The sequence below is a fragment of the Achromobacter xylosoxidans genome, assembly GCF_001457475.1.
Lineage (GTDB): Bacteria > Pseudomonadota > Gammaproteobacteria > Burkholderiales > Burkholderiaceae_B > Achromobacter > Achromobacter xylosoxidans.
In genome coordinates, this window is record NZ_LN831029.1 from 6,776,515 (window position 1) to 6,797,405 (window position 20,891).

Here is a 20,891-nt window from a genome sequence, read left to right on the forward strand (position 1 = left end):
CGCATCACTCAATAGCGGTCGAAGCAGCGCTGCAGCGCCGCGGGTTCACGCGTGACGCACAGCGCCAGCATCAGCAGGATGCGGGCCTTCTGCGGATTCAGGTCGCCGGCGGCGATGAAACCCAGCACCGCGTCATCCAGTTCGACGTCGCGCGCGACGAAACCGCTGCCGGTGCGGCTGGAGCGCAGCACCGCGACGCCATCGGCGGCGGCGCGGGCCAGGGCGTCGATGGCCAGGTCCGTGGCGTTGCCGTCGCCCACGCCCGCCAGCACGATGCCATCGGCCTGGCGCGCGATGAAATCGATGACGTCGCCTTGCAGGTCGGCATGCGCATAGACGATGTCCACGCGCGGCCAACCGGCCTTCTCCAGCAATGCGAGTGAAAACTCGCTTTGCATGCCGTGCGTGGTGGTGTTGCGCGAATAGAAGCACGGCGTGCCGCCATGCATCACGCCGGCGCGGCCGCGGTTGGGCGAGGCAAAGGCGTTGATGCCTGCGCTGGCGATCTTCTGGATCTCGCGAGCGTAGTGCACATCTTCGTTCATGACGACCAGCGGCCCGCGGCCGCGCGCGTCGGGATGGCGCGCCAGCGCCACCGCGTTGTACAGGTTCGCCGGGCCTTCGGCGCCCAGCGCGGTGGCCGGCCGCATCGCGCCCACCAGCACCACGGGCTTGTCGTGGCGGATCACCAGGCTGAGGAAGTACGCGGTTTCCTCAAGCGTGTCGGTGCCGTGCGTGATGACGATGCCGGCAACGGAAGGATCCGCGCACAAGGCTTCGACACGCTGCGCCAGCGCGCGCCACACGTCGTGCGTCATGTTCTGGCTGCCGACGTTGGCAACCTGCTCGGCGCGGATCTCGGCCAGGCCCGCCAATTGCGGCACCGCGGCCAACAGGTCGCCCACCGAGAACGAACCCGCCTTGTAGCCGGCGGACGTGGCATCGGCCTGGGCGCCGGCGATGGTGCCGCCGGTAGCCAGCACCGCGATGACGGGGAGCGCCTGCTCAGGCATCGACCACTCCGGACAGGCCTTGGCGCTCGAGCAGCGAATTCAGGTGTTCCCAACCGTGGAAGTCGATGACGATCTGGCCCTTTTCCTTGGCTCCGACCTTCAGCGCCACGCGCGTGCCCAGGTGATCGGACAGGGCTTCTTCCAGGCGCGTCAGGTCGCGCGATACGCCGTTGGCCTTTTTCTTGGGCGACGCCGCGCTCTCGGCTTCCTTGGCGGTCTTGGCGACCAGTTTTTCGGCTTCGCGCACCGACAGGCGGCGCGCGATGATCTGGTTGGCCAGCTGGATCTGGGTGGCGGCATCCACCGCCAGCAGCGCGCGCGCATGGCCCATGTCGACGTCGCCGGCCAGCAGCATGGTCTGCACCGCCGACGCCAGGTTCAACAGGCGCAACAGATTGCTGGTGGCAGAACGCGAACGACCGATGGCCTGGGCGGCCTGCTCGTGGGTCAGGCCGAATTCGTCCAGCAGGCGGCGCACGCCATGCGCCTCTTCGAGCGGATTCAGGTCTTCGCGCTGGATGTTTTCGATCAGCGCCATGACCGCCGCGTTTTCGTCGGCGACCTCGCGCACCAGCACCGGCACTTCCTTCAGGCCGGCCAGCTGGGCGGCGCGGAAACGGCGTTCGCCCGCGATGATTTCGTAATGGCCGGGCGCGTCGCCGAGCGCGCGCACCAGAATGGGCTGCATGATGCCTTGCGTGCGGATCGACTCGGCCAGCTCGCCCAACGCGCCCTCGTCCATGCGAGTGCGCGGCTGGTACTTGCCGGCTCGCATCTTCGAAACAGGCAAGGTGGACGGCAGACCCTCGGGCTTGGCCGGAGCCTTGCCGATATTGTCGATGGCAGGCGCGTCGGCGCCCAGCAAGGCGTCGAGTCCGCGACCCAATCCCTTGGGTTTCTTGGTGGCCATAGTTAAATCCTCTTTCCTTCTGTTTTTGGTATCCCGAGCCGGGCTCAGGCGGCCGCCTGCTCGGCGGGCAGGCGGTACCAATACGCGTAACAGTCTTTGAAACCGTAGCGGCCATACAAAGCGCGCGCGGCGGTGTTTTGCGGTTCCACCTGCAGGTAGGCCGTGGTGGCGCCGTCTTCGACGCACAACGCCAGCAGATGGTCCACCAGCGTCGCGGCATGTCCCTTGCGCCGCTGGCCGGGATCCGTCACCACGTCGAACAGGCCGGCCAGTTCGCCGTCGCGCACGGCCATGCCGCCGGCCACGCACGCGCCAGCGGTATCGAATGCCAGCACCGGCAGGATATCCACAGCCAGGCCCTCCAGGCGCGCCTGGTGCTCGGCGATGTGCTCGGGGCGGGACTCGCGCATGCGACCGACCGCCGCCGCAAAGCGCGCGGCGTCCACTGTCCTGAAAACCAGATCGCCCCGGGCGGCCAGCCTGGGAGCGAGCGGCATGCTCATGACTCGGGTCTCTTCGCCAAGGAGGTAACCCCGCGACGCCAGTTCGGCATCCAGGGTGAAATCCGGACCGATGGAGGTCAGGCGCAACACCATGGGCAGGCCATGGCGCGCGTACAACGTTGAACAATACGCCAGCCGCTCATCCAGCGGACGTGTGGATAACCCCAGCACGTTGATGCTGCGTACCCGTTTGGCCGACGATGGCGCATAGCGCACCAGCCAGCCGTCGTACAGCACCTGCGCGCGCACCGCCGTGGCGTTGAGCGCGGCCTCTTCCAGCCGCACGCGCAGCGCGTCGCGCGCATCGGCGGGCGGCGTGCGGGCGTCTGGGGACAGGTGCATGACGGCGGACATACAGCGCTTCAGCTCAGCTCGCGCACGCGCTCGATCATTTCGGCGCCGAACGAGATGTAGGCCTGCGCGCCCCGCGAAGCGCGGTCGTAGACCACGCCGGGCATGCCGTAGCTGGGCGCTTCGGCCAGGCGCACGTTGCGCGGCACGACGGTCTTGAAGACCTTGTCGCCGAAGTGCGATTCGAGTTGCGCCGACACCTGCTGCTGCAGCGTCATGCGGGGGTCGAACATCACGCGCAGCAGGCCGATGACACGCAGGTCGTCGTTGATATTGCGGTGCACGCGCTTGATGGTGTTGACCAGGTCGGACAGGCCTTCGAGCGCGAAGTACTCGCACTGCATCGGAATGATGACGCCGTGGGCCGCGGCCAGACCGTTCAGCGTCAGCAGCGACAACGTGGGCGGGCAATCGATCAGCACGAAGTCGTACTGGCCGGACACGGTGTCGATGGCGGTCTTGAGCTGGCGCTCGCGCTCGTCCATCTGCACCAGGTCGATCTCGGCGCCGGACAGTTCGCGGTTGGCGGGCAACACGTCGTAGCCGCCCGACTCCGAACGCACGCGGGCCTGTTCGATGGTGGCTTCGCCGATCAGCACCTGGTACAGGTTGGACTCGAGCGAATTCTTGTCGATGCCGCTGCCCATGGTGGCGTTGCCTTGGGGATCCAGGTCCACCAGCAGCACGCGTTGCTTGTGCGTGGCCAGCCCGGCCGCCAGGTTGATGGCGGTCGTCGTCTTGCCGACACCACCCTTCTGGTTGGCGATGCAGAAAACGCGGGCGGTCGAGCTGGGGGGTAGGTTCTTCATAGGGTTCCTTGACTGCGGCGCATCCAGATCAGGCAGCGTTCCGCTTGCAGCTCCGGCACCTGGAGCGGCTGTATGTGGTCGACTTGCCATTCCCCACGCGCGTGCAGCGCCTGGATTTCATCATCCGGGACCTTGCCCTTCATGGCGACGAGGGTACCATCGTTGTCCACATGTCTGCCTGCGAGCATCGCAAAATCCTCCAAGGATGCGAATGCCCGCGACGTCACAATGTTGCAACCGGCGGGTTCCAGCGTCTCGATGCGCGCATGACGCGCCTGCAGATTGGGCAGCGCCAGGGCGCCGCTCATCTGTCGGACGAATGCGGTTTTCTTTTCAACGGCGTCGATGCAGGTCACCGACCATTCGGGCCGCATGACGGCCAGGACCACGCCGGGCAGGCCGCCGCCCGACCCGACGTCGTAGATCTTTGCCGGCGTGCCGGGCGCGCCCAGCGCTTCGCTGAACGGCCCCACGGCGGCCAGGCTGTCGAACAGGTGCTGCACCAGCATCTGTTGCGGATCGCGGATGGCGGTCAGGTTATAGGTGCGGTTCCAGCGCTGCATTTGCGCCAGGTAGTCCAGCAGTTTGGCGGCCGCGGCGGCGTCGGCCTGCAGCCCGAGCTGCCCGAAGGCATGGGACAGGCGGCCGGCCATGTCCGCGCCGGCCGGGTTGGCGTGGGCGCTCATGCGGCTTGCTTGCGCGAGCCGTAGTGCAGGCGCTTCAGGTGGATGAGCAGCAGCGAGATCGCCGCCGGTGTCACGCCCGAGATGCGGCCGGCCTGGCCGATGGTCTCGGGACGGTGCGTTTTGAGCTTCTGGCGCACCTCGAATGACAGGCTGGTGACGGCGTCGTAATCGACGTCCGCCGGAATCGGCTGTTGCTCGTGGGCAATCTGCTTTTGGACTTCGTCCTGCTGGCGGGCGATGTAGCCGGCGTATTTCACCTGGATCTCGACCTGTTCGGCCAGCACCTCATCGGCGGCCACACCCGGGCCCGCCAGTAGCGTACCGTCGGTATTGCGGGCGGCCATCAAGGCTTCATAGGAAACATTGGGCCGTTTCAGCAGGTCCGCTAGTGAGTACTCACGTTCAATTGCCTTGCCCAGCAGCGGCTCGGCCACTTCCTGCGGCAACACGCGGGGATTGACCCACGACGATTTCAAGCGTTCGACTTCGGCCGCGACGGCGTCGCGCTTGCGGTTGAAAGCATCCCAGCGGGCATCGTCGACGATGCCGAGCTGGCGGCCGATTTCGGTCAGGCGCAGATCGGCATTGTCTTCGCGCAGGCTCAGGCGATATTCGGCGCGCGAGGTGAACATGCGGTACGGTTCGGTCACGCCACGCGTGACCAGGTCGTCCACCAGCACGCCCAGGTAGGCTTCGTCGCGACGCGGCGTCCACTGCTCGCGGTCCAGTGCCGACAAGGCGGCGTTGACTCCGGCGAGCAAGCCTTGGGCGGCGGCTTCTTCGTAGCCGGTCGTGCCGTTGATCTGGCCGGCGAAATACAGGCCGGCAATCGCCTTGGTTTCCAGGGTGCTCTTCAATCCACGTGGATCGAAGTAGTCGTACTCGATGGCGTAGCCGGGACGCAGGATGTGCGCGTTCTCCAGGCCGGGCAAGGAATGGATCAGCGCGAGCTGCACGTCGAATGGCAGGCTGGTGGAGACGCCGTTGGGATAGACCTCGTGCGTGTCCAGGCCTTCCGGTTCCAGGAAGACCTGGTGCGATTCCTTGTCCGCAAAGCGATGGATCTTGTCTTCGATCGACGGGCAGTAGCGCGGGCCGACGCCTTCGATCACGCCGCTGTACATCGGGGAACGATCCAGGCCGCCGCGGATGATGTCATGGGTCCGGGCATTGGTATGCGTGATCCAGCACGGCAGTTGCCGGGGATGCATGGCCACACTACCCATGTACGAAAACACCGGAATCGGATCCAGGTCACCGGGCTGTTCTTCCAGAATGCCGTAGTTGATGCTGCGACCGTCGATGCGCGGCGGCGTGCCGGTCTTCAAGCGACCTTGCGGCAACTGCAATTCCTTCAAGCGCTGGCCCAGGGAAATCGCGGGCGGATCACCGGCTCGGCCGCCCGAATAGTTCTGCAGGCCCACATGGATCAAGCCATTCAGGAACGTACCGGCTGTCAGCACCACCGTCTTTGCCCGGAACTTCAATCCGACCTGGGTCACGGCGCCAACCACGCGATCGCCCTCCACCATCAGGTCTTCCACCGCTTGCTGGAACAACCAGAGGTTCGGCTGGTTTTCCAGGCGGCCACGGATGGCCTTGCGGTACAGCACCCGGTCGGCCTGGGCGCGGGTAGCGCGCACAGCCGGCCCCTTCGAGCCGTTCAAGATACGGAATTGAATCCCCGCCTCGTCCGTCGCCAGCGCCATGGCACCGCCTAGGGCATCGACTTCTTTGACGAGATGGCCCTTGCCGATCCCACCGATGGAGGGATTGCAGGACATTTGGCCTAGGGTCTCGATGTTGTGGGTCAGCAGCAGCGTCTGGGCACCAGTACGCGCCGCAGCCAGCGCCGCTTCGGTACCGGCGTGACCGCCACCGACGACGATGACATCGAATTCGCGGGGATAATCCATGATGGGGAGATAAGAGAGCGTTCGGTGCTCATTATAGAGGCAGGGTGGGCATGTTTCACGTGAAACATGGTTGGACTGGGCAAAGCCAACCTCGAAGGGACTGGGTTTTGCAAATTGGCAACGCGCCTAAGGCTGACGGCGTTTGAATATGTCGGCATTTGCCGGTGTTTCGGTTCGATGTTTCACGTGAAACACCACTCCTGACGGAGCAGGCTATGCCTCGCATAAAGGGTGAATAGAAGATTGGCGTGCAGTGTCCAATACAGTTCACCTTTCCGGTCATACCTCTAGGAACTCACTCTGAGGTCCGTCTACGGTCGAACTCACCAGTCGTCTCTATGCCGTGGTGACGTTTCACGTGGAACATTGCATGCCCCACATCTGCAATCACGCGTGCGAACGCCCCTTCACCGCGGCCCTTCCATCGGCACGTCGTATCGACCCCTGCCATGCCTTCGCCCTTACTGTTTCACGTGGAACATCGAGCTCCACAGCTGGAACGCTAATATGAGGCGGGCTGTCGTCCCTTTCCTGAAGTCATTGACGCCCGTTCTTTGCATCTACGCGCCGCACAACATGCGGAGAGCATGGGCAAACCGCCATCTTTTCTACTGTGCGTCGCATCTATAGAAAGCCAAATTATGCTTTCCGTCTGCAGGTGTTCCACGTGAAACATCAAAGCCACTTGCCTAGTGCGCCCTCGAACAACGGCATCGCCTGCCCACCCGGTCGACCGGCGACTTCCGACGCCTGCAGATGGATGCGTCGATATCCACGGATGACAGCCTGACTTCGGTTTCACGTGAAACCAAATCAGCAAAAAAAGTGATTTACTAGCCCTTACCCTACCCCTACCCCGCGAAAACAGAATTTTTCCGTTTCACGTGAAGTTCTTTCCCGGCGGCAAGTGTAGGAGCATCAAGCCATGCCTTCCCAAACCTGCCCCGTCGACTATCAAATGAATGTCACCCGTCATTCAGCTGAAACATAGAAGTCCTAGGACCAACTTGTCACACCGGCTCGATAATACTTACGGGGCACCGGGCAGCGACAAAGTGTATGGCACGCTTCGCAGCGGCATCAGAAACAAACACTCGAGGCGAAGAGATTCTGTCGCCGCGATCAATGCGTGTTTGCGTCGCCGAAATCCATATCGGGTAGATCGTCGCGAACTCAATGCAGAAAAAGCGATGCCGGCGGAGTCCCAGGCTCTCATACGGCGACTTATCCACCAAGCCATCCACATCAGCGCGGCGGTTTCACGTGGAACAACTCTGGGGATAAGTCGCCTGCAAAGTCGGCGGAAAGATGCGGGAGGGGTGCCATGCGACTGCGCACTCTTGCGTTGGAGAACAAATACCCAGAATCGGGAAAACGCACAAATCCGCAATGAAAGCGAGGAAATCCGCGCTTCAGGTAACGCCCTTCCATTCCCATAAGAACTGACTTCGCCCACCGGGCCCTAACCTTGTGCGACATGCGCATTCCGGTGGACAAAAATGTGGATAAGCTTCGACTATCGATCCGATAAGCAAGCCTCGCAGCCAGGTCACGACATTCCAGATCGGCCGGCCCAGGTAGTCAGACCTGCCCACCTCTCGACCGCAAGCGCGGGAACTTCGATTCTCTTCGCCAGTCCAACCGCCGCGCCTGACCATCACCTTGTCCACAGACTCTTATGTGTCGGTCGGCCACCACCCTTTGTGCATAACTCCCAAAGCCAATGGATGGGCGGACAATCATCTTGCTCCTCGCCGGTCCTTTGCGCCATCATCCTTTCGGCCGAGGCACGGACGCCCGCCGGCAATGTGGACCGCAGGTTGTGGAAAAGTCGCTTGCCGATTCGCGCCGTGAAATTCCTTCACATGAAGTCCGCCGCGGTCCTTCAAGACGCGCGGCAATCCAGTGTCCATGACATCAGACGTCGCGCGGCGGGCGCCTTCCCCCTTCGGCAAAGAGCCGCTATCCCCATTTCTATCCACAGGTTGAACGCTCGCCTTTTGGCTAATCCAGGCATCATTCTGTGCATAACCGGGATGGGGATATCTTTGTGAACAACCGTGCCTGGAAACGGCAAAAATGCCGTTCCTGGTGAAAAGCCGTCTCGTCCGGCTGCGGGAGAATGGCCGGCGGCGGCATTGAAAAAAAGGCGTAAATGCCTGGTTTTCCTGGGGAAATGCGTTATTTCCCCCTGCATGCCCTTGGGGAAAGAGTGCTGCCAGCCCGCGGCCGATGGCGGTAGGACAACACCATGGATTCAACCCAAAAATGTGCAAAACCATTATTCCGAACGCGCCGTTGCTTCATTACTGCGCAACGAATTGCTCATGCCCGAAAATAATTATCCACAAACTTATCCAAAGGCCGAGAATATGTTAGTGATTACTAACTGTCTCTATGCAGTGCGTGAGAATGCGCCGCGGCCCCAAAGAAACAACGCCCCAGACCGCGAGGTTCTGGGGCGTTGTAGCCAGGCCTGGCCTGGCACACGGGAAATTGGGATTTCCCGATTTAGAGCGGGCGAATTTCGGCCGCTTGAGGTCCTTTCGGACCATCCTTGACTTCGAATTCGACTTCCTGGCCTTCGTTCAGGCTGCGATAGCCGCGGCCCTGGATGGCGGAAAAGTGTGCGAAAACATCGGTACCGCCGGCGTCCGGCGTAATGAAACCGTAACCCTTGTCAGCGTTGAACCACTTAACTTTGCCCTTCTGAGCCATTTTCCTAGCGTCCTGTAATTAACGAGATGCAATGAATCAAGGACGCCGTGAGAACTGAACGACCGGTAGGGATACCTGCGTTGCTGCTGCGTTCTCGCTTGCCGCAAAAGCGGCAGACAAGTCCGCGCGCTGCTTGAATCAACTGCGGAAACCAGCATACTCATCCAGCATTACAGACTCATATAGTTGTTTTCCCCAATGTCGTATTTTTCTGACTGGAACCCAATACCGCTACGCGGAATTTGCGTTGCGACGCGCCAGGAACGCGTACATCGGGCCGGTGACCAGCACGACGAACACCATGCGGGTCACATGGAACGCAGTCACCACGGGCACGCCCAGCTGCAGCACCTTGGCAGTGATGGCCATCTCGGCGATTCCCCCCGGCGTGGTGCCCAGGATGAGCGTCGGTATCGGCGCCGCCGACCATAGCGACAACAAGGCGCCCAGGCCGAACGCCAAGGCCAGCGCCACCACGGTGAAAGCCGCCACCACCGCGATGAAGCGCGGCGCGGCACGAAAGAAGTCCGGCCGATAACGATCACCCAGCGACCAACCGATAAGCAACTGGCCGACCTTCGGCACGTAATCGGGCAAGGCGGAAAGCTCGATGCCGCATGCAGTCAGAGTCATCGCCGCCAGCATCGGTCCCAATACCCAGGGATTGGGCCAGCGCAGTTTCATGAAGCACAGCCCCCCCACGCAGGTCAGCGCAACCAGCGCTGCCAGCCCGCCAGCGTGCACCGTACGCGGACCCGGCACCGTCGGATCCAGGCCCGCCACGCCCCACCACTGGAAGATGAACGGCACGGTCACCACCACCAGCAGCACGCGCACACTGTGCGCGGTCGCCACGCGGTCGATACGGGCACCGTGGCGTTCGGCCAGGCTGGCCATTTCGCTGGCACCGCCAATAGCCGAAGCAAACCACGCGGTCTTGAAATCGACGTCGGTATAGCGCCGCAACAGCGCGGTGCCGATGAATGCCAGCCCCAATGCGAACAGCATGCCCACGACGATGGGACCGGCATTGGCGCCGATATGGCCGATCACCTGCGGCGTGAAATACAGGCCCAGCGAAGTGCCGATCACCCATTGGCCGGCATTGCGCGCCGGCCGCGGGCACACCGTTGCCCCGCCCGCGATCCGCACCGCCGCGGTAAGCAGCAACGCGCCCAGCATCCACGGCAGCGGCAGATGCGCCCACACCGCCAGCAACGCGCCGGCCAGTGCAATCGCCAAACCGCCCGCCACCCTCCACAACATGTTCCGAAACACGATACCGCCCACGCCATAAGCTCATGAGAATCCCGAATTATGAGTTAGTGGGATACTTACGAAAACTCTTGCGCACACCCAGCGTTCCTTTTCGCGTCCACCATGATCCGATCCAAACTTCCCGACGTCGGCACCACCATCTTCACCGTCATGAGCCGCCTGGCCATCGAGCACAAGGCCATCAACCTGGGCCAGGGCTTTCCGGACTTCGATCCCGATCCCGCGCTCTGCGCGCTGGTCAGCAAGGCCATGGCCGACGGCCACAACCAGTACCCTTACATGCCCGGCGTGGCGCCGCTGCGCGAGGCCATCGCCGCCAAGACGCAGTCGCTGTACGGCCGCGCCTACGATCCCGAAACCGAGATCACCGTCACCAGCGGCGCCACCGAAGCGCTGATGGCCACCGTGCTGGCCGCGGTCGGCAGCGGCGACGAAGTGGTCGTCATCGAGCCCTGCTACGACTCCTACCTGCCGGCCATCCGCCTTGCCGGCGGCACCGCGGTGCCGGTGCCGCTGCGCGCGCCCACCTCGGACGATCCGTACTACCGCATCGATTGGCAACGCGTGCGCGACGCCATCACTTCCAAGACCCGCCTGCTGATGCTGAACTTCCCGCACAACCCCACCGGGGCGGTGCTGGACGACAGCGACCTGGACGCGCTCGAAGCCATCGTGCGCGACACCGGCGTGCTGCTGGTGTCGGACGAGGTCTACGAACACATCGTGTTCGACGGCAAGCCGCATGCGAGCATTGCGCGCCGTCCGCTGCTGGCTGAACACGCTTTCGTGATCTCGTCGTTCGGCAAGACCTACCACACCACCGGCTGGAAAATCGGCTATTGCTGCGCGCCGCGCCAGCTCAGCGCGGAGCTGCGCAAGGTGCACCAGTTCATGGTGTTCACCGTGCCGTCGCCGATGCAGTTCGCGCTGGCCGAGTTCATGCGCGATCCCAAGCCCTACCTGGATTTGCCAGCCTTCTACCAGGCCAAGCGCGATCGCCTCTCGCAAGGCCTGGCCAAGACGCGCTTCAAGCCGCTGCCCAGCCCGGGCACGTTCTTCCTGTTGGCGGACTACAGCGAGATATCCAAACAGAACGAAGCGGACTTCGCGCGCGATCTGACAGTGCGGCATGGCGTGACGGTGATCCCGGTTTCCGCCTTCTATCAACGGCCCGACGCCGCCGACTCCAACCACCGTATCGTGCGCTTCTGCTTCGCCAAGAAAGACGCGACGCTGGACGCGGCGCTGGAGCGCTTGGCGCAAGTCTGACGCCACGCGACACACGCCGACTGGAAACGCCCCGCCGGGGCGTTTTTCTTTTCATCCGCATGTCGCCCATGAAAAAAAGGAGCGCCGCGGCGCTCCCTTGCAATGACCGGTGCCTCGGTCGCAGCCGGCCGGCCTTCGCGGACAGGCCGGCGCGCGGATCCATCACACCGGTTCGGCGACTGCCTTCCTGGCCTTGCGCATACGGCGCAGGAGCTGCGGGACAATCACCACGGCGATGGCCGCGGTCCACAAGGCGATCGCGACCGGGCTGGCGAACAGCACCGACACATTGCCGTCGGTCATCGACAAGGCGCGACGCAGGTTCTGTTCCATCATGTCGCCCAGCACCACGCCGAGCACCAGCGGCGCCATCGGCACACCGAACTTGCGCAGGAAATAGCCCAACGTGCCGATGCCTGCCACCAGCAGCAGATCGAAGGTGCCCGCGTTGATCGCATACACGCCGATGTAGCTGATGCACAGGATGCCCGGCACCATCAGCCAGCCCGGTACCGACAGCACTTTCGAGAACAGGCGCACCATCGGCACGTTCATCACGAACAGCAGCACGTTGGCCACGAACAGCGAAGCGATCAGGCCCCACACCAGCTCCGGCTTGGAGTCGAACAGCACTGGACCCGGCGTGATGTTGTAGAGCGTCAGCGCCCCCATCATCACCGCGGTGGTGCCCGAGCCCGGCACGCCCAGCGTCAGCATGGGCACGAACGAACCGATGGCCGACGAGGTGGCGGCGGCTTCGGGCGCCACCAGGCCGCGCATGTCGCCCTTGCCGAACTTGGCATCCGGGTCCTTGGCTTCGATGATGCGCTTTTCCTGCGAGTACGCCACGGCCGCGGCCACGCTGGCGCCGGCGCCCGGCAACACGCCGACACCGAAGCCCACCAATGCGCTGCGCACCACGCTCCACCAGGTGAACGCCAGCTCCTTCAAATTGAACAGCTTGCGGCCGCTGGGTTTGACCTCGACGCTGTGGCCCGCCATCACCTTCTCGAGCATTTCCAGCATCTCGCTGACCGCGAACAAGGCGATCACCACGACCACGAAATCGATGCCATCGGCCAGGTGCACGGAGTCGAAGGTATAGCGGTATACGCCCGAGTTCGCATCCACGCCGATGACCGAGATCGACAGGCCGATCATTGCCGCCAGCACGCCCTTGATGGGTTGCTTGCCGAGCAGGCTGGTGAGGCAGCAGAAGGCGAAGATCATCAGCACGAAATACTCGGCCGGACCGAACGCCAATGCCCATTTGGCCAGCAGCGGCGCCAGCAGGATGATGCCCACCACCGACACGATCGCGCCGAAGAAGGCGGACCACGCCGACAGCGACAACGCGACGTTGGCCAGGCCCTGGCGCGCCAATGGATAACCGTCCAGCGTCGTCATGATGGCGCTTGCCTCGCCCGGCACGTTGAGCAGGATCGAGGTGATGCGGCCGCCGTATTCCGCGCCCACGTACACCGCCGCCAGCAGGATCAGCGCGGTCTCGGGCGGCAGGTTCATGGCGAAGGCAATCGGGATCAGCATTGCCACGCCGTTGATCGGCCCCAGGCCCGGCAGCACGCCCACCATGGTGCCGAAGAACGAACCGATCGCGGCCACCAGAATGTTGGTCCACGAGAACGCCACGCCAAAGCCGATCGATAGATGATCGAGGATTCCGCTCATATCAGGTTCTCCAGCAGCCCGCCGGGCAGGACCACGTCCAGCACCTTGTCGAACAGCACGTAGAAGAAAGCGCTCATGACGATGCCGCCAATCGCGCACTTGACCCAGCCGCCGCCGAACAGGCGGCCGACGAAGACCGTCATCAACGCGGTGGCGATGATGAAACCCAGCCACTGGAACAGGAACGCATACGCGGCGGCGAACACCACCATCAACGCGATGCGGCCGTTGGCGCCGGCGGGGTTCGGCTCGACCGCGTTGCCGCCCTTGTAGGCCAGGCGCAGACCGCACAGGCCGATGATCAGCGCCAGCAGCAACGGGAAGGCGCGCGGGCCCACCGGTTCATAGGCGAACGGCGCTTCGATGCCCCACCCTGCCCAGGTCATGAAGGCCGCCAGCGCAAGCGCCGCGATGCCCAGGATTCGATCGTTCATGATCAGCTTTCCGTTGGTAGAAGGACCGCGCGGCGCAAGCCCGCCCCGGCCTCCGGCTGGGAGCCGGCGGCGCAAGGTGCGCGTTAACCCGCACGCGGTCGGTAGGCAAGCCTTGCGGCTTATTTCTTGACCAGGCCGAAAGAGTCGGCCAGTTCGGCGTATTGCTTGACCTGCTGCTTCACGTAGGCATCGAGGTCGGCGCCGGTCTTGTTGAAGGGGAACAGTCCCTGCTGTTCGCGCAGCTTGGCGAACTCGGGCGCCGCGGCGACGCGATTGAAGGCGTTGACCCAGAACTGGTAGTCGGCATCGGACACCTTGGGACCGACGTAGAAGCCGCGGATGATGGGCCAGACGATGTCGTAGCCCTGCTCTTTCGCGGTGGGCACCGTGCCCAGCTTGCCCGGCAGGCGCTGGTCGTTGAAGACCGCCAGCACGCGGATGGGAGCGCCGCCTTCGAGCATGGTGAAGGCCTCGGCGGCATCACCCATGTAGGCCTGGATATGGCCGCCGCGCAGCGCGGTCACGGCCTCGCCGCCGCCTTCGAAGGCAACGAAGCGCATCTTCTTGAAATCGACGCCGGCCGCCTTGGCGGTCAGTGCGGCTTTCATCCAGTCCTGGCTGCCGACGGTGCCGCCGGCGCCCAGCACGATCTTGGTCGGGTCCTGCTTGAAGGCTTCCATCAGGCCCTTCAGGTCGGTGTACGGCGAATCGTTGCGCACCACGGCCACACCGTAGTCGGTGCCGATGGCCGCCAGCCAGCGCACGTCGTCGACGTTGTACTTGCCGAACTTGCCTTGCGCCAGGTTCAGCAGCGAACCGCCCGAGAACGCCACGATGGTGCCGGGCTCGTTGGGGTGTTGGGCGACGATGTTGTTGTAGGCCACCGCGCCGATGCCGCCCGGCATGTAGACGATGCGCATGGCGCTCTTGAGCGCCCCGCTCTGCTTCAGGCCCTCGGTGGCCAGGCGGCAGGTCAGGTCGAAGCCGCCGCCGGGTTGGGCCGGCGCGATGCATTCCGGCCGGCGCGGTTCGTCGGCGGCGTGGGCGGTGCCCAGGGACAGGGTGATCGCGCCGAGCGCCGCGACGGCGGCCAGGCGCAGCTTGAGGCTGGTCTGCATTCTTGCGTCTCCGAATTTATAGGTCTAGTCAGGGCTGGCGATCGAGGCGGTCTGTCGCCTGATCGGACTCCAGCGGATGCAACCGTACAAAATCGAAGCTTTCCAGAACCTTTCAAAAATCGCCATTTTCCTGGTGCGGCGCAACATACGGGGCCGTTTCCAGGGAAAACACCAGCGCCGCGCGCAGGCCGGCCAACGGCGTCCGGTTCTCCAGCACCAGGCGGGCGCCCAGCAATCCGGCGATGGTATCGACGATGGCCAGCCCCAATCCCGCGCCGGGCTTGTTCTTGCCGGCCGCGCCCCGGCGGAACCGGATGCCGGCGCGGGCAATGTCCTCGGCCGACATGCCCGGGCCGCTGTCCTCCACCGCCAGGCTGGCCTGACCGGCTTGGCGGCGCACCACCACGGTCACCACGCCACCCGGGGCGGTGTAGCGGATGGCGTTGTCGACCAGGTTGCTGGCGGCCTCGCGCAGCAGCCAGTCCACGCCCTGCACCACCAGCGGGTCGTCGCCGGCATCGAGCCCGATGTCGATCTGGCGGGCCCGGGCGGTCGGCAACAGGGTCCGGATGACCCCGTGGGCCAGCGCGGCCAGATCCACCGGTTCGGCCGCCAGGCCGCCTTCGGCCAGCGAGGCGTCTTTAGCGCGCGCCAGGGCCAGCATCTGGTTGGTGGTGCGTACCGCCCTGTCCAACCCCTCCTGCATCGCCAGAAGGGCTGTACGGACCTCCTGGGGGCATGTTTCACGCAGGGCGTAGGCGGTCTGGGTCCGTAGGACCGACAGCGGCGTGCGCAATTGGTGCGAGGCGTCGTCCAGGAACTGGCTCTGGACCCTCGCCTGGGCCGCGTAGCGGGCCATGTGGAGGTTTACGGCGGCGACCAGGGGTAGGACCTCCCCTGGCATCTCGGACGCGCTGACGGGGCTTAAATCGTCCGCGGAGCGCCTTTCCACTTCCTGGCGCAGGCGCTCCAGGGGGCGCAGGGCCATGAAAACCCCCAGGACGATCACCAGCACGCTGATCAGGATCACGGCCAGGTCGCGTTCGACCGAACGCACCAGCACCTGGTGCAGGAAGGCCTGGCGGCTTTCCAGCCCTTCGGCGACCTGGACGATAACCCGTCCCCCTTTGTTTGCGTACAGCGGTGGATCCATGGCCCGCGCCAGCGCGGCCACGCGTACGGGAGCCCCCTGGTAGGTGGCGTAGAAGAACTGCGGTTCGCCCGAAACCAGCGGCTGGGCCGGCATCGGCAGCCCGGGATGGCCGATCTCGGCCAGGCCGTCCTCGGTGGCCACGCGGTAGAACACGCTGCCATTGGCCGTCAACTCGAAAAATTCCAGCATCAGATACGGCTGCTCCATGGCTAATCCACCGCTGGCTGTGGATATGTTGTGGTCGATCGCGCGCAGCGCGCCGGCAAGCGAACGGTCGTAGGCAATGTCGACCTGGTTGCGCAGCTGGTGGTTGGACAGCCACAGGGCGCCCATCATCACCAGCACCAGGGTGGGGATCAACCACCAGAGCAACTGCGTTTTCAGGGTGCGATTGCGGTTTTTTTTCCTGGAAACCGGGGTTTTTTCCGGAAAACTAGTTGTCAACAGCGTTCTCCAGGCAGTAGCCCATGCCCCGCATGGTGGTGATCTGCACGCCGGTTTCCGCCAATTTCTTGCGCAGGCGGTGTACCAGTACCTCGATGGCTTCGAGGTTGATGTCAGCATCGTCGGTCACGATGCGGTCGAGGATCTGCTGCTTGTTGATGGGTTCGCCGCTTTTCTGGATCAACACCCGCAGTACGGCGTGTTCACGTGGGGATAACTGCAAAGCCTGTCCCGAGACCGTGAACTTTTGCCCCGAAGTCTCGAAAACCAGGTTTCCCAGGGTGAGTCGCGGGTGTTCACGGCCACGGCTGCGACGCACCAGTGCGATCAGGCGCGCTTCCAACTCTTCCACAACAAACGGTTTCGGCAGGAAATCGTCCGCGCCTTCGTGAAGTGTCCCGATTTTTTCGGCCAATGAATCGCGCGCGGTCAGGACCAGCACCGGCGTGCGGTCGTCCCGCGCGCGGATCTTCGCCAGCAAGGTATGGCCATCCATGCCGGGAAGTCCCAGGTCGAGGATGACCGCATCGAATTCTTCGACGGCCAACCTTCTTTCGGCGACCAATCCGTCGTCAGCCCATTCGACAACGAAGCCCGCATGTCGGGCCAGGCTTCTGGACAGCCAGCGGGCAAGTTCCGCTTCGTCTTCTATCAGGAGGATGCGCATGGACGGAGTCCGGGGGGGTGTGGCTGGGAGATAGGAGAAAGCATGTTTGTCTTTTCCCTGTATTTCTCTTTATATAAAGACTAATGATTAATAAGGCCTGTGGATAACTACCTTAACCTTGGAAACCCGTTTTTTTTCATCGACTTGCGGGCGTTTTTGGCTGTGCAAGAACTCTGTGTGGAAAAAGAGCCGAAGTTGGACAAGATTTCGGACCTCGTCCAAAACCCCTGCTTGTTCAACTCGCCTCCACACAATGTGCACAACCTGCCGCCTTAGGAGTTATCCACAGCCCTCTTCTGCCAAACCGGGTCGGGCAGCGGCACTTTTACCCCGAAAAAACGCTGGTTGCCTACCCTGGTTTTCGCCTCTTTGCAGGCCCGTAAAGGCCCCTGGAGGCGTTGCCCGAATCGGCCCTGTGAGGGGTGGCGTCCCGCCGTGGTTGACGTCCGGCTGAACAAAAAGTGAGCAGGTTTCCGCCGTAGAATCCGCCCATGGCAAGACAACTCAGAATCAAGAAACCGGCCTGGGCAACCTGGCTGAGAGGCCGTTTGCTGGCCGACAATCTTCCTGCGACGCTGTGCGCGGCAGCCCTGATGGGGCTGGCCGGCGCGCTGGCAACGGTGATCTTTCGGGAACTGCTGGGCTGGATCCAGATGCTGCTGGGCGGGGTCGATTCGCCGCATGGCATGGTGTCGCTGGCGCGCGGCATGTCGTCCTGGGAACGGCTGCTGCTGCCGGCGGCCGGCGGCGCGATCGCCGGGTTGATCCTGCAGGTGGCCGCTCGCCGGCTGCCGCCGCGCGGGGCCGCCGACTATATGGAGGCCATTGCCATCGGCCGCGGCGTGATCGGCTTTCGCCAGACCGTGGCGCGTAGCATTTCTTCTTTGTTTTCAATCGGTTCCGGGGCTTCGATTGGCCGCGAAGGGCCGATGGTGCAGTTGGCGGCGATGTTCTCGTCGTTGTCGGGCCGCTACCTGGTGCTGCCGCCGCGGCATCTGCGGCTGCTGGTGGCGTGCGGCGCCACCGCCGGGATCACGGCCGCCTATAACGCGCCGATTGCCGGCGCGCTGTTCATTTCTGAGATCGTCTATGGCGCCATAGCGTCGGCCACCCTGGTGCCGCTGGTGGTGTCATCGGTGGTCGCCAACATCGTGACGCGCCAGATCCTGCACTACGACGCGGTGTTCCATATGCCGCCGTTCGATTTCGTGTCGGGCTGGGAAGTGGCCAATTACCTGGGGCTGGGCCTCATCGCAGGGATGGTGGCGCCGCAATTCCTGCGGTTCCTGGATGCATCGAAGGCGCTGTTTCGTCGGCTGACGCTGCCGTTGTGGGCCAAGATGGCGCTCGGCGGACTGGTGGTGGGCGCCCTGTCGGTGTTCAAGCCCGAGGTCTGGGGCAACGGCTACAGCGTGGTCAACAGCATGCTGCATACCGACGAATGGGCCTGGCAGGCGGTGGCGGCGATCCTGCTGTTCAAGATCGTGGCCACCGGCGCCAGCGTCGGTTCCGGCGCGATCGGCGGGGTATTCACGCCGACGCTGTTCGTGGGGGCTGCCGTCGGCGCCCTGTATGGTTCCGGTTTGCATGCGCTGTTTCCCGCCGGCGACCTGTCCGCGGTATCGAGCTACGCGGTGGTGGGCATGGGGGCGTTGCTGGCGGCCACGACCTACGCGCCGCTGATGTCGATATTGATGATTTTCGAGATGACGTTGAGCTATGAGGTGATGTTGCCGTTGATGCTGGCGTGCATCACGGGTTTTGTCATTGCGCAGCGCATTCGACCGGATTCGGTGTACGCGAAGTCATTGGCCAGCAATCGTCTTGCGCGCGAGACCTTGAAGGGGGCGCTCGCGTTGACGGCGGGAAAGTCTCGAGATGCGTGATTCTGGAATTTCCTCTCCTGGAATTTCCTCTTTAAGTGCCTTGAAGATAGGTATGAGCAAAAGCTCATATTCTATAAATGAGCAATTGCTCATTTAATGTGGAGTCACGGATCAAGCTGCTTGGTCATGAATACCCGCTTCAAGCCTATTTCCTCGGCGCGGTGGGTCTCGACATAGCCATAGCGTTGATAGATGGCGATGTTCTCGATCATCGCTTCCTGTGTGTATAGCCGGATGCGGCGGTAGCCCGCCTGCCGCGCCACGCTCTCCGCCCATCGCATCAGTTCGCGGCCATAGCCACGTCCTTGCGCAGCGGGCGAGACCGCCACGTTGTCCAGCAGCAGGCAGTCCCTTTCATGCACCAGGACCAGCACGGCCTGGATACCGGCTTCGTCCTCCACTACTTGCACCTGTCCCCGGACGATACGTGCGCGGTAGTCGTCGCGCATTGGTCCCGGCGTGGCGCCGATGCGCGCGACGTAATGGCGATAGGCATCGTGGACGATGTGCTCCACCGTGGGCAGATCCTCCGCGACGGCGGGGCGGATGATGTGTCCCATGTCGTGGCTCCAATCGGTTGGTTTCGAAAAAAAACCAATACTGAATCCTTCAGACCTATAATTTCCTGAAATACGTGCATATGCTAACTATTTCTACCAGCTGTATAGATGGAAATTTGGAGACCTGAGTTTTGTTCAAGAAATTGAGATCCAGACTGTTGCTGTCCTTGGCGGCCATTGTCGTCGCGGGTGGCTATGTCTACAAAAACGTTGCGGAGAACGGCCAGGCCTCACAGCAAACAGCACAAGCATCCATTACCACTGAGGAGTACCTGAGTCGTTTTGATCCTGAACGGTACATGCGTATCGGGACGGACTACTTCAATCCGAGATACAGCCCGAGTCGACTCAATAAGCCGATTGATCAGATCGACATAACGTACGACTACCCATTTGCGTACCTTGCCAAGGTCGAGAAAAAGCTGGCAGATGTTGACCGTCTGACTGCCCTGCGAGAGATCTTCAAGAAATTGACCGCAGGCGCGAAAACAAACCAGGAACGCCACCTGGCCGTCCTGGACTTCCTCTACAAGGCGGCGTACCACAATCCGTATGTCCAACCGATGTACGAAGACAAACAAGCAGTATTCGATCCGATTGTGCTTCTCAAGCTGGGCGAAATGCGTTGTGGTGGTGTTGCCCGTGTTGCCGCAGACTTGTTCGAAGCGGCGGGCTACAAGACCAGTCTGGTGCAAGCCCATGCCCATATCACCACGGAGATTTATTACGACGGAGGTTGGCACCTCTTTGAAGCTGACCTTGTGGGCGGCCCCCCCGTAATGATCAATGGGCGTATCCCTTCCGTTGCCGAACTCGCAAACAACCCATTTCTCATCGATAAGTCCCCTTCTCATTTCCTGGTGTACGTGGCTCCGGGGCCAAGTGGCGGGGGGGATAAATCTCCAGTCTATCCGTCCTACTACTACTTCTCCAGTCAAGCCCTGGCGGGCCTTGACGCGGCTTACTACTACAAGACCGCCACGCCGGAAGAGGCTGCGGACTCCAAGTGGTATGGATGGAACTATTACGAGACGACTACCAATCGCTGGAAACTCACCGACTTTGGACCGAAGTACGAACCTGATCCACCTGATTTCAAGAACGTGAAAGTGAAAAGGGGAAAATTCCTCGTTGAATGGTTGCCCGCGCGCGACTCGGACAATGATCTTCTTGGCTATCGTGTCTATGTGTCGTCGCGCAGCAGGGGATGGAATTATCAGGACATCGACGCGCCCGAGAGCGTCAAAAAGTACTTCGTGGGTGGCTGGAAGCCGGAAATGTACGACAGTCTGTACAAAACGCCGCCCAAGGATGTCGCGTTCCTGGAAACTAAATCAACCCATATAGAACTCCCCGCTCCCAAGGGAGGTGGCCCGCTCTATGTGACCGTAATGCCGTTCGATAAGCATGGCGAATCGGTGGGCAGGCGCCTTTACAACATGTCGGCGGAGTTGAAGCTGTCCCTCTGAGGGGCGGGGCTCTCAGCG

The 20,891-nt window shown here is 62.8% G+C and carries 17 protein-coding genes; 3 read left to right on the forward strand and 14 right to left on the reverse strand.

Going from position 1 to position 20,891, the window contains the following annotated elements; translation table 11 throughout:
- Positions 1 to 8: 8 nt before the first annotated feature.
- The 8 genes from AT699_RS30600 to AT699_RS30635 form a co-directional block, all read right to left on the reverse strand.
- Positions 9 to 1,013 carry an asparaginase gene (locus AT699_RS30600; RefSeq protein ID WP_024070802.1) on the reverse strand — a complete coding sequence of 335 codons (1,005 nt, stop codon included), beginning with the start codon at positions 1,011 to 1,013 and terminating at the stop codon, positions 9 to 11.
- The gene (locus AT699_RS30605) at positions 1,006 to 1,923 is read right to left on the reverse strand and encodes a ParB/RepB/Spo0J family partition protein (RefSeq protein ID WP_006389566.1); all 918 of its coding nucleotides are present in this window, start codon (positions 1,921 to 1,923) and stop codon (positions 1,006 to 1,008) included. Before AT699_RS30605 ends, AT699_RS30600 begins: the two co-directional genes overlap by 8 nt.
- A gap of 44 nt (positions 1,924 to 1,967) precedes the next feature.
- Entirely contained in the window at positions 1,968 to 2,780 is an 813-nt protein-coding gene (locus AT699_RS30610) for a GNAT family N-acetyltransferase (protein WP_024070803.1), read from the reverse strand.
- 8 nt (positions 2,781 to 2,788) lie between these two features.
- Positions 2,789 to 3,586: a ParA family protein gene (locus AT699_RS30615; protein WP_006389564.1), complete on the reverse strand. Its 798-nt coding sequence runs from the start codon at positions 3,584 to 3,586 to the stop codon at positions 2,789 to 2,791.
- Entirely contained in the window at positions 3,583 to 4,272 is a 690-nt protein-coding gene (rsmG, locus tag AT699_RS30620; RefSeq protein WP_006389563.1) for a 16S rRNA (guanine(527)-N(7))-methyltransferase RsmG, read from the reverse strand. The genes AT699_RS30615 and rsmG overlap by 4 nt, the downstream gene beginning before the upstream one ends.
- Positions 4,269 to 6,188, reverse strand: a complete 1,920-nt coding sequence (gene mnmG, locus AT699_RS30625) for a tRNA uridine-5-carboxymethylaminomethyl(34) synthesis enzyme MnmG (protein ID WP_006389562.1) — start codon at positions 6,186 to 6,188, stop codon at positions 4,269 to 4,271. Before mnmG ends, rsmG begins: the two co-directional genes overlap by 4 nt.
- 2,511 nt (positions 6,189 to 8,699) lie before the next feature.
- A complete protein-coding gene (locus AT699_RS30630; protein ID WP_006389561.1) occupies positions 8,700 to 8,906 on the reverse strand; it encodes a cold-shock protein in 207 nt (68 codons plus the stop codon).
- Positions 8,907 to 9,137: 231 nt separating this feature from the next.
- Positions 9,138 to 10,172 carry an AbrB family transcriptional regulator gene (locus AT699_RS30635; protein WP_035184325.1) on the reverse strand — a complete coding sequence of 345 codons (1,035 nt, stop codon included), beginning with the start codon at positions 10,170 to 10,172 and terminating at the stop codon, positions 9,138 to 9,140.
- A gap of 114 nt (positions 10,173 to 10,286) precedes the next feature.
- On the opposite strand from AT699_RS30635, the gene AT699_RS30640 reads away from it, so the two are divergent.
- Positions 10,287 to 11,453 carry a pyridoxal phosphate-dependent aminotransferase gene (locus AT699_RS30640; RefSeq protein ID WP_006389559.1) on the forward strand — a complete coding sequence of 389 codons (1,167 nt, stop codon included), beginning with the start codon at positions 10,287 to 10,289 and terminating at the stop codon, positions 11,451 to 11,453.
- 162 nt (positions 11,454 to 11,615) lie between these two features.
- On the opposite strand, the gene AT699_RS30645 is transcribed toward AT699_RS30640, so the two are convergent.
- From AT699_RS30645 to AT699_RS30665, 5 genes are all read right to left on the reverse strand, one after another.
- On the reverse strand, positions 11,616 to 13,142 hold the full coding sequence (locus tag AT699_RS30645) for a tripartite tricarboxylate transporter permease (protein ID WP_006389558.1): 1,527 nt from the start codon (positions 13,140 to 13,142) through the stop codon (positions 11,616 to 11,618).
- Entirely contained in the window at positions 13,139 to 13,576 is a 438-nt protein-coding gene (locus AT699_RS30650; protein ID WP_006389557.1) for a tripartite tricarboxylate transporter TctB family protein, read from the reverse strand. The genes AT699_RS30645 and AT699_RS30650 overlap by 4 nt, the downstream gene beginning before the upstream one ends.
- 119 nt (positions 13,577 to 13,695) lie before the next feature.
- Complete coding sequence (locus tag AT699_RS30655; protein ID WP_006389556.1) at positions 13,696 to 14,694, reverse strand: Bug family tripartite tricarboxylate transporter substrate binding protein; 999 nt, start codon at positions 14,692 to 14,694, stop codon at positions 13,696 to 13,698.
- Between the two features lie 112 nt (positions 14,695 to 14,806).
- Positions 14,807 to 16,183, reverse strand: coding sequence for a sensor histidine kinase (locus tag AT699_RS30660; protein WP_047992496.1), 1,377 nt, complete (start codon positions 16,181 to 16,183; stop codon positions 14,807 to 14,809).
- A gap of 97 nt (positions 16,184 to 16,280) precedes the next feature.
- Complete coding sequence (locus AT699_RS30665; protein WP_006389554.1) at positions 16,281 to 16,958, reverse strand: response regulator; 678 nt, start codon at positions 16,956 to 16,958, stop codon at positions 16,281 to 16,283.
- 491 nt (positions 16,959 to 17,449) lie between these two features.
- On the opposite strand from AT699_RS30665, the gene AT699_RS30670 reads away from it, so the two are divergent.
- Entirely contained in the window at positions 17,450 to 18,844 is a 1,395-nt protein-coding gene (locus tag AT699_RS30670) for a ClcB-like voltage-gated chloride channel protein (RefSeq protein WP_006389553.1), read from the forward strand.
- Positions 18,845 to 18,948: 104 nt separating this feature from the next.
- Here AT699_RS30670 and AT699_RS30675 read toward each other — a convergent pair whose 3' ends face one another.
- Positions 18,949 to 19,404, reverse strand: coding sequence for a GNAT family N-acetyltransferase (locus AT699_RS30675; RefSeq protein ID WP_006389552.1), 456 nt, complete (start codon positions 19,402 to 19,404; stop codon positions 18,949 to 18,951).
- A gap of 131 nt (positions 19,405 to 19,535) precedes the next feature.
- On the opposite strand from AT699_RS30675, the gene AT699_RS30680 reads away from it, so the two are divergent.
- Positions 19,536 to 20,873 carry a hypothetical protein gene (locus tag AT699_RS30680; RefSeq protein WP_058207547.1) on the forward strand — a complete coding sequence of 446 codons (1,338 nt, stop codon included), beginning with the start codon at positions 19,536 to 19,538 and terminating at the stop codon, positions 20,871 to 20,873.
- The last annotated feature ends 18 nt before the right edge of the window (positions 20,874 to 20,891 follow it).

Coding starts and splice junctions, on each gene's coding strand:
- AT699_RS30600 (WP_024070802.1), bottom strand. CDS start 1,013: ATGCCTGAGCAGGCGCTCCCCGTCATCGCGGTGCTGGCTACCGGCGGC.
- AT699_RS30605 (WP_006389566.1), bottom strand. CDS start 1,923: ATGGCCACCAAGAAACCCAAGGGATTGGGTCGCGGACTCGACGCCTTG.
- AT699_RS30610 (WP_024070803.1), bottom strand. CDS start 2,780: ATGTCCGCCGTCATGCACCTGTCCCCAGACGCCCGCACGCCGCCCGCC.
- AT699_RS30615 (WP_006389564.1), bottom strand. CDS start 3,586: ATGAAGAACCTACCCCCCAGCTCGACCGCCCGCGTTTTCTGCATCGCC.
- rsmG (WP_006389563.1), bottom strand. CDS start 4,272: ATGAGCGCCCACGCCAACCCGGCCGGCGCGGACATGGCCGGCCGCCTG.
- mnmG (WP_006389562.1), bottom strand. CDS start 6,188: ATGGATTATCCCCGCGAATTCGATGTCATCGTCGTCGGTGGCGGTCAC.
- AT699_RS30630 (WP_006389561.1), bottom strand. CDS start 8,906: ATGGCTCAGAAGGGCAAAGTTAAGTGGTTCAACGCTGACAAGGGTTAC.
- AT699_RS30635 (WP_035184325.1), bottom strand. CDS start 10,172: ATGTTGTGGAGGGTGGCGGGCGGTTTGGCGATTGCACTGGCCGGCGCG.
- AT699_RS30640 (WP_006389559.1), top strand. CDS start 10,287: ATGATCCGATCCAAACTTCCCGACGTCGGCACCACCATCTTCACCGTC.
- AT699_RS30645 (WP_006389558.1), bottom strand. CDS start 13,142: ATGAGCGGAATCCTCGATCATCTATCGATCGGCTTTGGCGTGGCGTTC.
- AT699_RS30650 (WP_006389557.1), bottom strand. CDS start 13,576: ATGAACGATCGAATCCTGGGCATCGCGGCGCTTGCGCTGGCGGCCTTC.
- AT699_RS30655 (WP_006389556.1), bottom strand. CDS start 14,694: ATGCAGACCAGCCTCAAGCTGCGCCTGGCCGCCGTCGCGGCGCTCGGC.
- AT699_RS30660 (WP_047992496.1), bottom strand. CDS start 16,183: ATGATGGGCGCCCTGTGGCTGTCCAACCACCAGCTGCGCAACCAGGTC.
- AT699_RS30665 (WP_006389554.1), bottom strand. CDS start 16,958: ATGCGCATCCTCCTGATAGAAGACGAAGCGGAACTTGCCCGCTGGCTG.
- AT699_RS30670 (WP_006389553.1), top strand. CDS start 17,450: ATGGCAAGACAACTCAGAATCAAGAAACCGGCCTGGGCAACCTGGCTG.
- AT699_RS30675 (WP_006389552.1), bottom strand. CDS start 19,404: ATGGGACACATCATCCGCCCCGCCGTCGCGGAGGATCTGCCCACGGTG.